We start from the raw sequence: 14,462 nt of genomic DNA, 5'->3' as shown, positions 1-14,462 counted from the left end.
GCCGGCCCGCACCTCGAACTCGGCGTCCAGCTCCTCCTGGCCCTCCTCGACCTCAGCCCCTCGCCCCGGCCACGACGGGCCGGCGGACAACGACGGCGCGGAGGAATCGCCCCGGCCCACCACCGGCTTCAGCCACTGATCCCAGGGGCAACTGCCCAAGGAGGGCCCCCTGGGGCCCGAGTGGTGCGTGACGCTGAGCGCAGCGAAGTGGCGCGCAGGGCAGGCGGCAGTGGCTGGTCCAGCGCAGCCGAAAGGCGCTGGTGGGGGGTCTGGGGGGAGGCGCCCCCCAGGTGTGGGCGGTCCAGCGCGCCCTTGGCGCTGGCGGGGTCTGGGGCGCGGAGCCCCAGTGCCGAAGCGGACCAGCAGGCTTTGTACGGCGATGTACGACCGAGGCCCCTGTTGGTGCGGATTGCGGTACGCCTGCGGGTGGTCCGGCCTTCGAGGTTCGAATGGGTCGAGGAGGGACTTCATGAGGCGCTTGCGCCGTTGATCGCGGCGAAGCCGCCTAACCACGCGGGCTGTACGGACGGGGGGCTTTCCGAGGGGCTGTACCGGGGAACGCGCCGTAGGCGCCTCGATGCCTACGGACATGGACCGGCCCCCGGTAGGGGACGTCCCTCCGGGGGCCGGTCCATGTGATCCTCAGCCGACTTGGGCGGGCTGCTTCTTCTCTGCCTCGATGCGGCAGCGGGTGCACAGGCCGTCGGTGCCGACAGCTGCCTTGTCCCAGCGGCAGCCGCTGGCATCGTGGCCGGGGCAACGGTCGCCGATCTGGGGCTGCTGAGCCGGGATGCTCACGACCAGGCCCAGGTCGGGGCGATCGGTTCCCGCAGCCAGAGCCACGTTCTGCTCGGTGGCGGCATGCTCGCGCAGCTTGCCCTGGTCGCTGGCGAAGCCGTAAGCCGCGAGCCGCATTTCCAGTGCCTGACCGAGAAGGTTGGCGCCCCGCCCGCGGGCGCTGCTGCGGACCTGCTCGATCCTCTCGGTCACGTGGGTCCGGAAGGCGGCGGCGGCCTGGTCGTCGCCGGTCCGGGCCAGGTAGTCGGCCACGGCCTGCTCGACGTAGGTGTTCGTGTCCCGCTTCGAGGAGGCGATGGCTCCGGCGCACTCGCCGCACGGCTGGCCGGCGGTGCCCCGGTCCTCCCGGCAGTGTGGGCAGACCCGACGACGGATCTCGGCTTCCTTCTCCTGGGCCCGCAGCTTCTTCTCCAGCTCCTTGGCGGCGCGGCGGTCCTTCTCCCGTTCCATGCAGCTGCGGCAGGGGTTGCCGTCGTCGAGCTCGCCGTCCTCGCAGCGCGGTTCGGGGCAGGGGCCCGGCTTGAGCATGGCGACGGTGGCACCGACCGGGCTGGTCAGCGTGCCTTCGGCGTAGTGCTGCGTGTAGCCGTGGGTCACCCACCGGCGGGCAACCCGGTTCCCAAGGACCCTGGCCTGGTCCAGGCCGCCCTCGGCCAGCTGCTTTTCGATGGCCTGGATCACGGTCTTGGGCCGGTCAGAGCGGACCTTGGCGACCAAGGCCTCCCGCAGGGCATCCGGGAAGGACGCCAGGACGTGTTGAACCTCCGGCGTCACCAGCACCTCCCTACCCGAGCGAGCCACCTTCCGGTTCGGCGCTGCTGCGCCGTCAGCCGCGGCGGAGCCGCTCGAACTCGCACGCGCGCTACTACCTGTAGGGGCCTGACGGCCGTTACCAGCGCTTCGCGCCGAAGGCGCCATGGGGAGGTTTGAGGGGGGAGGTTCAACAGGGGAGGTTCGGGGGTCTGTCAATCCCCCCTGCTGGGACTGAGAGTCCCCCCTGGTGGGACTCTCAGTCCCCCCTGAGACGGGAAGGGCCCCCTGGTTTTCCAGGGGGGACTCACTGTCCCCCCTGGAAGCGGCGGAACCCTGCTTTGCGCGAGGTTTTCCCTTGTCAGAGCGCTGTACGCGGGTGGGCGCGGCCACGATGTCGGGACGGTTTTCCGGGGTGAGGAGTCCTCGGCCGCGCCGCCGGCGGGTCTCGTTGATGTCGTCGACGTCCGGGAACCAGCTGTACGGGATGAACAGGTCGTAGACCTTCGGCCGGTAGCGCTTCTCGATGTACTGCGCGGCCCGCTGGTCACCCAGGCCGATCAGCTTGCGGTCGACGAGCTTGCCCAGCTTCCGCTGGACCGTCTTCTCGTCACAGAGGGCATCCTTCGCCAGGGTCGCCTTGGAGGGGAATGCGTCGCACCCGTCCTCGTCGGCCCGCTCGGCAAGCGAGATCAGGATCAGCTTCTCGGTGGTGTCGGCGACCGGGGCGGCCTTCATCGCCCAGAGCATCGGAGTCAGGCTCATCGGCCGTCACCGACGTTGGCGGAGATGAAACTGGTGAATGGCGGGTAGATGGACGGGTGGTGCTGGAATGGCACGAGTGCTTCCCTTTGAGACGTTTCGGGGAGCCTCATTGGCCAGATCGAGGGCAAGCCGTGTGATCAATGTGCCGATCTCGCGGTGCCGCCCTTATCCTGGCGCTGCTGTCCGTGTGGCAACACGACAGCGAGGCCCCACCTATGGGTGTGGTAGACGCCCCTTCGGGGGCATTGACTCTGGGCGAGTCGAACTTGATGGCCGTTCCGCTTAGGCGGGGCGGCCATCAGACTTTTAACGGGGTAGAGCCGGACACGGACCGGTTGATCGCTTCCGGTTGTCCGGTGCGACGCAGCTCTCCGGCTGCGGCGGTATCGCCTGAACCCATACGCTCATCAAGAGCGCACCTCCCCCGTGACTAAGGTGCGACCGCTTTCCGGGTCTCGGTCTTGGCCCCCGGCAGCGGACCGGCAGGTCCCCGCGGGGGCCTGCTGAGTTTGGGAGGATTCTCCCTCCCTGATCGTCTATCCGACCACACGCACCGTAACGGGTGCGTCGCCGGGGGGACGAAGTCATTTGCCCTTGGCCCCGGTTGCAGCGTCGGCCGGGTCGATCAGGCTCGGGCCCACACCGCGGACGCGGCCCGCCTGGCGCTGGAAGAGGGCGCCGGAGCGTCGACCGTCGGCCGCGACCGTGCGGATCAGGTCGAAGTCGCGCGCGCGGTAGTAGTCGAGGAGGCCCTGGTTCGAGCGCCAGGCGTCGAGCCGCAGCCACCTCTTCCCGCCGGCCTCGGCCCGGGTGCTGGCCCAGTCGAGCAGGGCGCTGCCGAGTTCCTCGCCGCTCGCGTCCCGCCGGACGACCATCCGGTGCACGTACAGCGCATCCTCGGCGGCCTCCCCGGCGTTCCAGAAATCCGGATCGGCGTGTGTGTCGAGGGTGATGGTGGCGACCGCTATTCCGTCGTCGTGGACGAGGAAGCACTCCCCGGCGCGGATGTTCTCGCGGATGCGGTCGGTGCGCGGCTCGTACTGCCACTGATCGATGCCGCGCTCCCGCAGCCACTGCCCGGCCTGCTCCCACAGGCCCGTGACGGTGTCGAGGTCCTCCAGAGCGGCCGGGGCGATGGTCAGCTCGCTGCCCAGGCGCGGGCGCTCGTCCTCCAGAACCATCTTGATGCGGTCCCCCGGCAAGCAGTTGATCACGCACCTGACCGGCTGCCCGGCGGCCGTGTAGCCGGTGACGACCTCCTCGGTGACCGGTGTGCCGGCCGGGATGCCCAGCCGGGCCGTCTCGGCCGGGCTGGGCATCCGCCAGTCGTACTCGCGGACCGTGCGCTTCTGCTGGTAGCCGAGCTCGGCGAGGACGACGTTCGCGCCCCGGGCGATGTCGGCGGGGTTCATGATCTCGTCGCTGTCCTTGACGAGCTCGCGCGGGAAGTAGCTGTCGTTTGTCAGGTAGGGCTCCCCGTCCAGGAAGCGAACGCGGCGGCGGACGGCCGTCAGCTCCCCCTCCTCCAGGCGGAGGCGCTCGCGGACGAGCGGCGGCGCCGGCACCACCGAGACCTCGATGGTCTGGGACGGCTCGCGGCCCAGCTCCTTCATCTCGGTGAGGAAGGTGTCCATTTCGGGGCTGAGGGGGCGCTTGCGGAACTCCTGCTGCGGCCGGTAGATCATCGGGCGCTTGACCCGCACGAAGTAGCCCCGCGGGCGGTCCGCGTAGATCAGGCCCTCCTGGACCAGGAGGTTCAGGCCCTTGCGGACGGTGACGCGCGAGGTCGCGTGCTGCTCGGCGAGCGAGCTTTCCGTGGGAAGAGGGCTTGAGGTGAATTCCCCTGCGTTGACGCGTACGCGCAGGTCATTCGCGATCCGCTCATAGAGCGGGGGCGGCTTCTGAGGTGACATGCCCCCAGTTCTACCGGCGGTTCCCCTCATTGTCTACTCAATGTGTTGCGGGTCTACGAAGTGCTTGACTCTGGGCGATCAGCGAGGCAGGATTCATCTCGGCCACACACATTGTGTACACAATGTGTGTGGCTAACAAGGGGTACGCAATGGGCCCTTGAGCTGGAGAAACGGAAGGCCCGCATACGCCGGGCGGTCCTTCCGCAGCAGGACCCCGTGGGGATGGCTCCCCAACCCGGCGCGACCTCTCGAAACCCGACCACGAAGGGCACCAACCGTGACCACCACCGACACCGCAGCCAGGCCCCCGTTCGGGGCCGCGCTGCACGCGCTGTCCACCCTGACCGGCCAGCCGGAACACTTCTTCGTCGGCAGCCCGGCCGACTCCGCCCGCACCCGGGGCGCCCGCGTCGAGTTCATCGCCATGCTGCTGCTGGACCTGGACGACCACGACGCCCTCACCGCCCGGCGCCGTACCCCCGCCCGGCGCACCCCCGCGCCCCGCCCGGCGCTGCTCGCCGTCGTCACCGAGCTGGAGCACGCCGAGAACACCGCCGCCGGCTTTGGCCTGGACGAGGAGATCGCCGGGGGGTGGGCCGCGTGAAGTTCAACGCCCGCACCATCGAGGCGATCAACGCCTGCATCCACATGTTCCTCGGGCGCGTGGACCAGCTCCACACCGGCCTCTTCCTCCTCGTCGTACCGCTGCTGATCGTCGTCGTCGGCGCCGCCGCGCTCGCCGTCGCGGTCGTCGCGGCCGCCTTCTTCCTGGTCGCCGGCGCGCTCGGCGTGATCCTCCTGGCCCGTCGGGGGATCAACGCCGCCGCCGCTCACAGCGCGGCCGCTCGGGCGGTGACGACATGAGGAGCACCTGCACGCTGCCGTTGACCCCCGAGGCACTGAAGGCCCACCGCCTGGCCGACCGCGACGAGGCCCACGAGCGGGGCCGGTGCACCCGGGTCTACGCCAGCCAGAACTTGCCGAAGCCCCCCGTACGCGCCGCCGCCCCCCGCGCTCAGGAGATCACCGCCCGATGACCATCACCGAACCCCGGACCAACACCGACACCGACACCGACACCCTGATGAGCCGCACCGACCGCCGCACGGTCGGGAAGGCCGCAGCCAAGGAAGCCGGGGCCCGCGCCAAGACGGCCGAGGTCGAGGCCGACAAGACCGAGAAGCTTGCCGAGCTCGACGTCAAGGGCAAGGCCCTGGACATCGAGGAGAAGCAGCAGAAGGTCGAGCGGCGCAAGCGCCAGGCCGACCGCGAGGAGACTGCCCGGGTCCGCAAGGAGACCGTGCAGAAGTGGAAGGCGCGCGGCAAGGCGCTGGTCCACGCGCTCCCGGTGATCGTGGCCGTTTCGGCCGTCGCGGCGCTGATCGTGGCGTCCGTGTGGATCGCGTGGCCGGCCCAGGCCGAAGCGATGCGCGAAGACCTGGGCGCCCGATCCTGGGTCGTCCCCGGCGTGGTCGAGGGACTGACCTGGACCTCCGCTTCCCTGACCATCCTGGCGGTCCGCCGCAAGGCACCCGCCGGCCGCTACCGGGCGATGACCGTGATCAGCGCGCTGATCGCGGCCAGCCTCAACCTCTTCCACAGCCCCAGCACTTCGGCCGGACAGGTCAACGCGCTCGCCTCGCTCGCCGGGGTCCTGGCCTTCGAGCTGGTGGTCGGTCTGCTCCAGCACACCCAGAGCGGACGGACCGCCGCCGAGGTCCGCGAGCAGCTCGCCCGGTGGATCGCGCACCCGCTGGTGTCGCTGACCGCCTGGCGCATCCGGGCCCCGTACCGCAAGACGATCACGGTCCAGATGGCATGGGACCAGGCATGGGAATCGCACCACGGCGGCCAGGCGGGCACGACGGCCGCACGGGTGCGGCGCCAGCGCCGGGCCGAGGCCCGCATGGAGCGTGCCCGTTCCGAGGCGGGCCGACGGCGGGTGCGGGAACTGAAGCGTTCCCTGGAGGCCACCGCCACCGAGGCCGCCATCGCGGAGAGTTCCGCCGAGGCCGCCCAGGCCCGAGCCGAGGAGATGAAGGCCCGCGCCGAGGAGTTCCGGTACAGGGCGATCAAGGAGGAGGAGAAGGCCCAGGCCCGCCTCAGTTCCCAGAAGTACCGCAAGTGGCCGTGGGTGGGGGGCGAGTGGGTTCCCGTGCTCCCGATGCTGACCGGTTCCGAGGCCACCGGAGAGCGTTCCGAGGACCCGAAAATCCAGTTCCCGTCTGGGGAGTCGGCCCCTGGAACCACTGCCGGGACCGGCGCGGAACAGGGTGAGCGGAACGCCCTCGCACCGACGCGGAACCCGTCGAAGACGGCCGGCGGGAACGACCCGAAGGCCGGAACGGAACGGGACCTGAGCGAGCACCTGGCCAACGCGTTCCCGGTCGCCCGGGAACTGGCGTACGCGGCGGCGACCGACCCGCGGCGGCGGACCGGGAACGGCTTCTTCTCCCCGTACGCCCTCGCCTCCCGGATCGGCGTCCGGCGCCAGGACGGGCCCGCGCTGCTGTCCCTGCTGGAGGCGCAGCCCGGGTTCACCGAGGCGATGGCCGAGGAGATCGAGAAGGCCCGCGGGGCCCGTCGGAGCACTGACCGGAACGAGACGGAACTGGAGCACACCGCATGAGCGGAACGACCCCGCGCAGCCTGCCCCCGCTGCTGATCCTTGCCGCTCCCGCAGGGATCACCGCCCTGTGGGTGCTGCCCGTGCACTACGGGCGGACCTGGCAGGAGGGCGCCTACGCGGCCGCGGTCATCTTCGTCCTGGTCCTGCTGCTGTCCAAGCTGCCGGGCTGGCTCGCCCGCGGCGCGAAGAAGGCGGCGAGCAAGGCGAAGAAGAAGGCCAGCAAGAAGAAGGACGACGAGAAGTAGCACCCCGCACGCCCCCGAGAAAACCGTGGACCCGGCCGGTGAAGTTCGCAGCGACCCGGCCGGGTCCTCGTCCCCCAACAGAGAGGAACACCGCCCATCATGACCCAGACCACCGACCACTCCGCACCCGGCGGGACGGTCCTCGACCTGACCAAGCGGCTGCCGCCCGAGGCCCGCGACCACCTGGAGCAGGCCGCCCGTGACGCGGTCCGTACGAGCGCCGCCGGCCTGGCCGACGTCAGCACCGGCTCCATCAAGCTGCCCGACGCGGCCGACGACCAGGCCCTCACCGTCGAGCAGCTGGACGACGAGCGCCGCCGGGGCCTGAAGGTCCTCGTCCCCTCCTCGCTCACCAACCCCGACGTGTGGCGCCACCGGGGCGAGGTCCTCGCGCACGCCGCCGGGTACCACGCCGCGCACTCCCCGGTATACGCGTGGCGCATCGTCAAGCTCTCGTCCATCGGCCTGTACGCCGAACTGAGGGCCGCCGCCGGCTACCTCCTCGTCACCGAGCACGGCGAGATGATCGACGAGGCCAAGAGGCAGGCCAAGAAGCAGGGCTACGCCGACCATAGCGACGTCGCCCAGCTCCGCGCCGAGCGCAGGCAGATCGGCAAGGCGCGGCGCCGCGAGAACCTCACCGTCCTGTCCGCCACCGGCTTCACCTCCTACGCCGCCGCCGTCATCGGCATCGCCCAGGTGTGGGGCCTGGCGCTGACCTTCCCCGCCCTCATCCCGGTCATCGGCGTGCTGTACGCCTGCGGTGCGCGGGAGCTGCGCCGCCGCGGGGACGGCTTCGTCGTCTTCGAGACCGCTGCGGAGGCCGAGGACGCCCCTCTGTCGGACTCGATGATCAACCGGGCGCTGAGGACGGCCGGGGTGTTCACGCGCGACGAGCAGCAGATCAAGCTGACCACCCCGATCCGGGCGGCCGAGATCAACGGGGTCGAGGCCGCGTTCCGAGCCGAGGGCATCACCGTCTCCAAGCTGCTGGCCAAGACGGAGGACATCGCCGGTGCCCTCGACGTGCCCGAGGACTGGATCGACATCCGCTCGCTGGGCAGCCCCAGCCACATCAGCCTCTGGATGACCGACCGGGACCCCTTCGCCGAGCACCGGCAGTCGCCCCTGCTCACCCACACCGGCCCGATCGACGCGGTGAAGGACGGCATCCCGGCCAGCTTCGACAAGCGCGGCCGGTCGGTGATGCTCAAGCTGGTCGAGCTGATGATGCTCGTCGGCGGAGCGACCCGCGCCGGCAAGGGTCTCGTACTGCGGAACCTCGTCTGCGGCGCGGCGAAGGACATGCGGGTGCGCATCCGGATCGCCACCGGCAAGAAGCCCGCCGAGCACAGCGTCTACGCGCCGGTGCTGGCGACCTACATGCACAAGCAGCCCCGCCGCCTGTCGGCTCTCCTGGACCTGCTGGAAAAGGACATCGACGACCGGAGTCGGAAGCTCGCCCGAAAAGGCCGGTCCACGCCCAGCGACCAGGACCTCGAAGAAATGGGCATCGAATTGCTCATCATCGACGAGGCGGCCGACTACCTGGACACCAATACCCCGAGCAAAGCGAAGAACGAACTTGCCGAAGAGCTGACGGTGAAGCTCGACAGCATCGCGCGGGCCGGGGCCGGTGTCGGGGTGTTCCTGGTGATCGCGGTGCAGGACCCGAAGAAGGGGATGGTCGACACCCGCCTCATCGCGAACCTGCTGGAGCGGTGGTGCCTGCGCGTCGCCGACGCCAACTCGGCCAACGCCGTGCTCGGCTCGGGTTCGGTGGGCCGGGGGATGCGTCCGCAGGACATCAAGCGCGCCCAGGCCCCCCTCGGCATCCGCAAGGGGGCCGAGGGTGAAATCCTCACCCGCGCCTACATGATCGACCAGAACGAGCGGGGCGAGGCCGCCAAGATCATCGCCGAGGCCGTCCAACTGCGCGGCCAGCGCGGTCTGCTGCCCGGCCAGCGGCCCGACCCGGTCGAGGACGCGCTGATCGCCCTCACCGGCCGCACCACGGCCTGCGGCGGTCTCGACGGCCTGGGCGACCCCGCCCCCGCGGCGCAGGGCACCGCCAGCACCGATGGAGAGGCGGCCAGCATCCTCGCGGAGCTGCTCGCGGTCTTCGAGGCCGCCAGCGACCCGCAGCGGATGAAGACCTCCGAGCTTCTCGCCGGCCTGACCGAGCGGGACCCCGACCACTGGTCGGCGGCCGCGCTCGGGATGCCCGAGGACGACCCCGCCAGCTACGTCCGCACCGGCGGCGGAGAACTGCGCAAGGCCATCGACGCCGAGCTGGAAGGAACCGGCCGGACGCTGGCCGCGAAGGGCTGGACGGCCGGTGGGCGGGCGAACGGCTACTACCTCCAGGACGTCCGGGCCGCCGCCGGAATTGCCCCGGAATGACCCCCGGTACGGGGTCCGTACGGATCGGGTTGCCGCAGGTCAGCCCCCGGTACGGCCCCCGTACGACCCCCGGCCCAGCCGGTATGCAAACCGATGATCAGCAGCCCTGTACGGACCCCGTACGGATCGCTGACCTGCGAGAACGCGCACCGTACCGGCCGTCGTCCCGATCACAAACCACCGTAAAACGATCAACGCCGAGGAGCGTCCCCGATCATGAAAGACCCTGCTGTCAGGGCCCCCGAGACCGTCTACACCATCACCCAGGCGCCCCGGAGCGCCGCACCCGTCGCCCCGTACCCTCCGGCGCCGCCCTTCCCGGCGGAGGCCCCGCTTCCGGGGGTCGAGCTCGTCACCCTCCCCGGTGGCGTCCAGCAGTGGGCCTACGTCCATCACGGCAGTGCGCCCGTCCACGTCCAGGGCGGCGGGCAGCCGATCCCGGCCTGGGCCAAGACCGCGGCCCTGCTGATGTGGTCCGCCGCCGGAAGTGCCGCGCTCGCCGCGTACGGCCTGTCGCTGGCCGGCCCCTGGCTGGAGGCCCTGGCCTACACGCTCGTGGCTTTCGCCGTGGCGGTCACGGTCGTCGCGTTCGTCGTCCGGGGTCTCGCCTCCGGCTTCCGCCGTCGCGGGGGCGGCGGAAGCACCACCGCCAGGGCCACCGCGACGGCCGCCGGTCGGACGTTCCTCGGAGGCAAGGTCACCGCCACCGCAACCGCCATCGCCCACAACAAGTAAGGAGTCGCCCGAATGACCACACCCAGCCTGACCATCCGCGGGCCCCTCAGCCTCGGCGGAATCCCGATTCGCTGCCCCGGGCGGGAGAACGCCCCGGTCCCGCGCCGGCTGAGCCTTCTGGTGAGCGGAAAGGACGTGATGGCGTCCTGCGGCGAAAAGCACCGTGGGAAGGACGGCGGCCCCAAGGCCAGCTGCTTCTTCGCGGTCGAGCAGGTGACCCCCGCCATGGTCAAGCTCCTCCTGGACAAGACCGAGCCCAACCGCCGATTCCGCCTCACCACACCCGGGGGGAAGGCGATCGAGGGAAAGCGCGGCCCGGCCGTCAAAGCCCCGCCCGCCGCAGGCGGCACCGCCTCCTCCAGGTTCGCCGCGAAGAAGGCGGAGGCCCGGGGTGGCAAGCAGCCCGCGGCCCGCACGGCCCGGAGCAGCGGCGGGGGGCTGGCCGCCGCCCTCGGTGCGGTCGCGGCGGTGGCCGGCACCGCCACGGCGGCCGCCAACGCGGTCGGCGCCACCGCCGGAGCGGTAGGCAAGGGCTTCGACATGGGCCGCGAGGGGATGCGGGCCGGGACGGCCGCCATCAAGGCCGCCGACAACGCCGGAGCCCGCAACTTCGCCCGCGAGAACAGCAGGTCAGGCAGCAGCGACGACACCGAATGACCCCGTGGGGCCCGGCCGGACCCCACGGGCGGCACCCCGGACTTCTGCCCGGTGGGGCGTCATCTCTTGCCAATCCGCTCTAGAGCTAGTATTGTTCTAACTGTTGGAAGGGGGTGGCACCCCGCCCGGCACCACCACTCGAAACCCCACCACCGGAGGCATCCGTGCGTATCCGACGCATCCTCAAGAACCGCCAGTGCAAGCAGTGCGACACCTTCAACGGCCCGATCCGCCGGACCTGCATGGTCTGCCTGACGCCGATGGGAGGCGTCTCCCGCCACCAGGCCCGTACCGCCGCCGTCGTCCGCCGGGTGGCCGGTGTGGTCGAGGCCGCCGGGCGCTGGGCTCTCCTCGCCCTCGCGCTCGCCGCCGTCGTACTCCGGGGCCCCGGGCTGGACCTCTACGACCTGATGCCCGCCATGGCGGCCTACGGCGTCGGCCAGTTCCTCACGCGCCTCCTTGAGGACCTCGCCGAGTGGATCGCCCCCGGCCCCACCTGGGAGGAGGCCGCCGAGGACCTGCGCGAGACCGAGAAGAAGCTGAAGACCAGCGGCAGCCTGGTGCTCGCCGTCGGCGACCTCAACCGCCACGGAGGAGTCGCCCCGGTCGCCGGCATCATGCGCGCCCTCGCGGCCCGCGCCATGTACGAGAAGGAAGTGTGCGAGGAGAACGACGACGTCCAGGAGGCCGCCGAGCAGGAACGGCTGGAGCAGGCCCTGAAGGCGGCGGCCGACGAGATGGACGCGGACATGGCGCGCGCCTGGTGCTGACGGCTGCCCGCGGTCCCGGCGCGCACCTTGCGGCGCCGGGGCCAAGGGGAGCCGGGCAGCCCGCCCGCCCTCCGCATCCACCGACCAAGGAGACACCGCCTCATGGCGAAGTACGTCGTCACCGCCACCTCCCGCACCGGCGAGAGGGTCAACTACACCACCGGCAGCGGTCCGAGCGATGAGAAGGCCATCTACAGCGACAAGGAGCTGCGGGAGTTCAAGGCGGCCGCCGCCGCCGACCCGCGCGACCTGGACGTCACGGTCCGCCCGCTGGACTGAACGCCCCACCGGGGCGGCGGTTGGCACCACCGCCCCGGCCCCCTCGAAACCCCGACCGCACCACGAGAGGCCCCCCGTGATCCGCATCGTCAGCTTCGGCTACGGCCATGCCCCGGCCCCCGCCGCCGAGGCCACCTACGACCTCCGCGAGCTGTTCTACAACCCGTTCGCCGACCCCGAGCTGAAGCACCTCACCGGCCTGGACGCCGCCGTGTACGAGCACGTGATGGCGACGCGCGGAGCCGAACCCCTCGCCCAGCTCGCCGCCTACCTCACGGTCGGCCTCCATGACATCGCCCGCGGCAGGGACGTCACCGTCGCTTACGGCTGCATCGGGGGCAGGCACCGCAGTGTCGGCCTGGCCCGCCGCACCTGGGAGATCGTCCAGCTCACCGGCCGCAAGACGGTCGTCGAGCACCGCGACGTCGACTTGCCGCTGCTGCCCCCCTCCGCCCACCGCATCTGACCAGGAGACCGCGCCATGTTCTTCCGGAAGAACCGCACCACGCGCCCCGTCCAGCAGCGCCCCGACTTCCCGCGCGTCGAGTACATCCCCCTCAGCCTCGCCGAGCTCCAGGCGCTGGAGCGCGTCCTGCTCCACGGTGACGCATGCCTGCGCCGTGGCCGGCCGGACCTCACCAGCCTCCACAACCGCAGCACGGAGCTGATCGGCACCCTCTACCAGGGCGTTGGCGCCGCCTCCGTTCACCAGTCCGACCCGGCCCGGGTCCGCATCCCCCTCCAGAAGGGTGAGCTGTTCTGGCTGGAGTCCGCGATCCGCGACATCGAGAAGTATCGCGGCGACCCCCAACTCGCCAGAGAGGGAAGGCAGCTCTTCAACCGGTTCAACGCGCTGCTGGGCCAGCAGCGCGCCGTGATCCACGCGGGCGGAACTCCGATGTTCGACCCTTACGCCCCGGCCCCGGTGATCGCCGACGCTCCCGAGCTGCCCGCGTACTGACCGACCGTCCCGCCGGGGGCCACCGAACGGCGGCCGCCCCCGGCGGGGCGGGGCGACAAGCCGGGGGAGTACCAAACCTCTTGCGGATCAGCTTCAAAGCTAGTAATGTTCTTCTTGTTGGGAGGGGATGGCACCCCACCCGGCACCACCACTCGAAACCCCACCACCGGAGGCATTCCGTGCCCACGTCCGAGACCGTCCAGCAGCTCCACGCCCAGGCCCGCGCCGACTACAAGAAGCACAACAGCGCCGAGACGGCGGCCGCCGTCCGCATCGCGCGTGGCCAGGCCCAGGCCAACGGCAACGCGGCGGCCGGCGCCGCGTACGACGCGCGCCGCTGACCTCCGGACCGACCCCCGCCCCGGGTCCTACCCCTCCCGCGGAGCCGTAGAGATGACGACCTGTCCGAGCCACCAGACCACCGCGCCGCCCAAGCCCGCGATGCCGCACAACACCCCGGCCGACGGCTCCGTGTGCAAGGGCTGCGCCGCCATCGGAGGCAGCGAGGCCGAGCGCCGCAACCACCACTGCCCGTGCTGCGGCGAGCGGTTCGTGAGCGGCTGCACCGGGCGCCCGCGCCGCCGCACCTGCCACCACTGCGGGACCCTCGACACCCACGCGGACCAGTGGCTCCCCCCGGCCGACCCGATCCTGGAACTGCTCGGCAAGCGCCACACGCTCACCCCGTGGTTCCGGGCGTGGGAGGCGGCGGCGCTGCGCTTCGGCCGCGATGTCGCCCACCACCTCGCCCAGGTGACCACCGAGGTCGACCAGACGCGCCTGTACGGGGAGATCACCCTTCGCGGGTCCGTGCTCGCGATCCGGTACACCCCGGAAACCGGATCATTCGAGGCGGCGAGCGACTGCCCGCGCCGCACCGAGTGCCGCCGGGGCCGGGTCTGGACACCGGTCGCGATCCGCGAGGACCTGCTGGACCTCCGCCTCAACGGGCCCAGCACGCGTGCCTCCACCTGCGACCGCGCGTCCCGGCACAGCTGACTGCGCCCGTGCTGCCCGGCCCCTGACCGGGCCCGGACAGTGCGGGCGGAGCCGGACCGCCCGGACCGCGAGAGCACGGAACGGAGACACACCTTGTCCAGCTACACCCTGACCCCGCACGGCGGAGCTCCCGCCGGCCGCACCGTCCGCGTCGGATGGGACGCCCCGCTCGGCACCTACTTCGCCAACGCCTGGGACGAGCCCGACGGCGACGCCGAGCCCGATCACCTGGTCTTCGCGGGCGGTGCGCCGTACGACATCAGCGACCCCCTCACCGTGCTGGAGCTGGTCGCCCCCTACGCGGTGATCCCCGAGGACCTGCGCGAGAGGCTGCTGGCCGACCGCGACGCCGAAGGCGACCGTTTCCCGGGCCGTCCCGCCACCAACCTGGTCGGCACCGAGGCCCTCCCGTACGCCCGCACCTCCCAGCAGGCCGACGCGATCCGCGCCGCCCTGCGTTGACCGCCCGCCGGGGGGGGGGGGGGGGAGGGCCCCCCCGGCCCCCCCCAAAACCCCCCCCACCAAAAAGAAAACCCCCCCCCCCCCAACCCCCCCCCC

The 14,462-nt window shown here is 71.4% G+C and carries 17 protein-coding genes; 15 read left to right on the top strand and 2 right to left on the bottom strand.

Annotated elements, in window-relative coordinates; genetic code table 11:
- Positions 1-642: 642 nt before the first annotated feature.
- Positions 643-2,298 (bottom strand): helix-turn-helix domain-containing protein, encoded by a 1,656-nt coding sequence (locus ACFRU2_RS37645; protein WP_382980771.1) that lies wholly within the window; start codon positions 2,296-2,298, stop codon positions 643-645.
- A 599-nt stretch (positions 2,299-2,897) separates the two neighbouring features.
- A complete protein-coding gene (locus ACFRU2_RS37640; protein ID WP_382980769.1) occupies positions 2,898-4,226 on the bottom strand; it encodes a GNAT family N-acetyltransferase in 1,329 nt (442 codons plus the stop codon).
- A 277-nt stretch (positions 4,227-4,503) separates the two neighbouring features.
- Between ACFRU2_RS37640 and ACFRU2_RS37635 the strand changes: the two genes are divergently transcribed.
- The 15 genes from ACFRU2_RS37635 to ACFRU2_RS37565 all read left to right on the top strand — a co-directional run bounded on the left by ACFRU2_RS37635 (position 4,504) and on the right by ACFRU2_RS37565 (position 14,366).
- Positions 4,504-4,830 carry a hypothetical protein gene (locus ACFRU2_RS37635; protein WP_382980767.1) on the top strand — a complete coding sequence of 109 codons (327 nt, stop codon included), beginning with the start codon at positions 4,504-4,506 and terminating at the stop codon, positions 4,828-4,830.
- Positions 4,827-5,090 carry a hypothetical protein gene (locus ACFRU2_RS37630; protein WP_382980765.1) on the top strand — a complete coding sequence of 88 codons (264 nt, stop codon included), beginning with the start codon at positions 4,827-4,829 and terminating at the stop codon, positions 5,088-5,090. The genes ACFRU2_RS37635 and ACFRU2_RS37630 overlap by 4 nt, the downstream gene beginning before the upstream one ends.
- On the top strand, positions 5,087-5,263 hold the full coding sequence (locus tag ACFRU2_RS37625) for a hypothetical protein (protein ID WP_382980763.1): 177 nt from the start codon (positions 5,087-5,089) through the stop codon (positions 5,261-5,263). The genes ACFRU2_RS37630 and ACFRU2_RS37625 overlap by 4 nt, the downstream gene beginning before the upstream one ends.
- A complete protein-coding gene (locus ACFRU2_RS37620; protein ID WP_382980761.1) occupies positions 5,260-6,855 on the top strand; it encodes a DUF2637 domain-containing protein in 1,596 nt (531 codons plus the stop codon). The genes ACFRU2_RS37625 and ACFRU2_RS37620 overlap by 4 nt, the downstream gene beginning before the upstream one ends.
- The gene (locus ACFRU2_RS37615; protein WP_382980760.1) at positions 6,852-7,100 is read left to right on the top strand and encodes a hypothetical protein; all 249 of its coding nucleotides are present in this window, start codon (positions 6,852-6,854) and stop codon (positions 7,098-7,100) included. The genes ACFRU2_RS37620 and ACFRU2_RS37615 overlap by 4 nt, the downstream gene beginning before the upstream one ends.
- A gap of 99 nt (positions 7,101-7,199) precedes the next feature.
- Complete coding sequence (locus ACFRU2_RS37610; protein ID WP_382980758.1) at positions 7,200-9,503, top strand: hypothetical protein; 2,304 nt, start codon at positions 7,200-7,202, stop codon at positions 9,501-9,503.
- A gap of 216 nt (positions 9,504-9,719) precedes the next feature.
- On the top strand, positions 9,720-10,238 hold the full coding sequence (locus ACFRU2_RS37605; RefSeq protein WP_382980757.1) for a hypothetical protein: 519 nt from the start codon (positions 9,720-9,722) through the stop codon (positions 10,236-10,238).
- 12 nt (positions 10,239-10,250) lie between these two features.
- Positions 10,251-10,895, top strand: coding sequence for a hypothetical protein (locus ACFRU2_RS37600; protein ID WP_382980755.1), 645 nt, complete (start codon positions 10,251-10,253; stop codon positions 10,893-10,895).
- A 164-nt stretch (positions 10,896-11,059) separates the two neighbouring features.
- Positions 11,060-11,665: a hypothetical protein gene (locus tag ACFRU2_RS37595; protein ID WP_382980754.1), complete on the top strand. Its 606-nt coding sequence runs from the start codon at positions 11,060-11,062 to the stop codon at positions 11,663-11,665.
- A gap of 102 nt (positions 11,666-11,767) precedes the next feature.
- Complete coding sequence (locus ACFRU2_RS37590; RefSeq protein WP_382980752.1) at positions 11,768-11,944, top strand: hypothetical protein; 177 nt, start codon at positions 11,768-11,770, stop codon at positions 11,942-11,944.
- Positions 11,945-12,020: 76 nt separating this feature from the next.
- The gene (locus ACFRU2_RS37585) at positions 12,021-12,410 is read left to right on the top strand and encodes a hypothetical protein (RefSeq protein ID WP_382980751.1); all 390 of its coding nucleotides are present in this window, start codon (positions 12,021-12,023) and stop codon (positions 12,408-12,410) included.
- A gap of 15 nt (positions 12,411-12,425) precedes the next feature.
- Positions 12,426-12,905 (top strand): hypothetical protein, encoded by a 480-nt coding sequence (locus tag ACFRU2_RS37580; RefSeq protein WP_382980750.1) that lies wholly within the window; start codon positions 12,426-12,428, stop codon positions 12,903-12,905.
- A 179-nt stretch (positions 12,906-13,084) separates the two neighbouring features.
- Positions 13,085-13,246, top strand: a complete 162-nt coding sequence (locus ACFRU2_RS37575; protein ID WP_382980748.1) for a hypothetical protein — start codon at positions 13,085-13,087, stop codon at positions 13,244-13,246.
- A gap of 52 nt (positions 13,247-13,298) precedes the next feature.
- On the top strand, positions 13,299-13,904 hold the full coding sequence (locus ACFRU2_RS37570) for a hypothetical protein (RefSeq protein WP_382980746.1): 606 nt from the start codon (positions 13,299-13,301) through the stop codon (positions 13,902-13,904).
- A 93-nt stretch (positions 13,905-13,997) separates the two neighbouring features.
- Complete coding sequence (locus ACFRU2_RS37565) at positions 13,998-14,366, top strand: hypothetical protein (protein WP_382980744.1); 369 nt, start codon at positions 13,998-14,000, stop codon at positions 14,364-14,366.
- Positions 14,367-14,462: the final 96 nt, after the last annotated feature.

It is taken from the genome of Streptomyces sp. NPDC056883 (assembly GCF_042788835.1).
GTDB classification, from domain to species: Bacteria; Actinomycetota; Actinomycetes; order Streptomycetales; family Streptomycetaceae; genus Streptomyces; species Streptomyces stoeckheimensis.
Note: the sequence above shows the minus strand (reverse complement) of the source record. Positions and strands in the feature narration are given on the sequence as shown.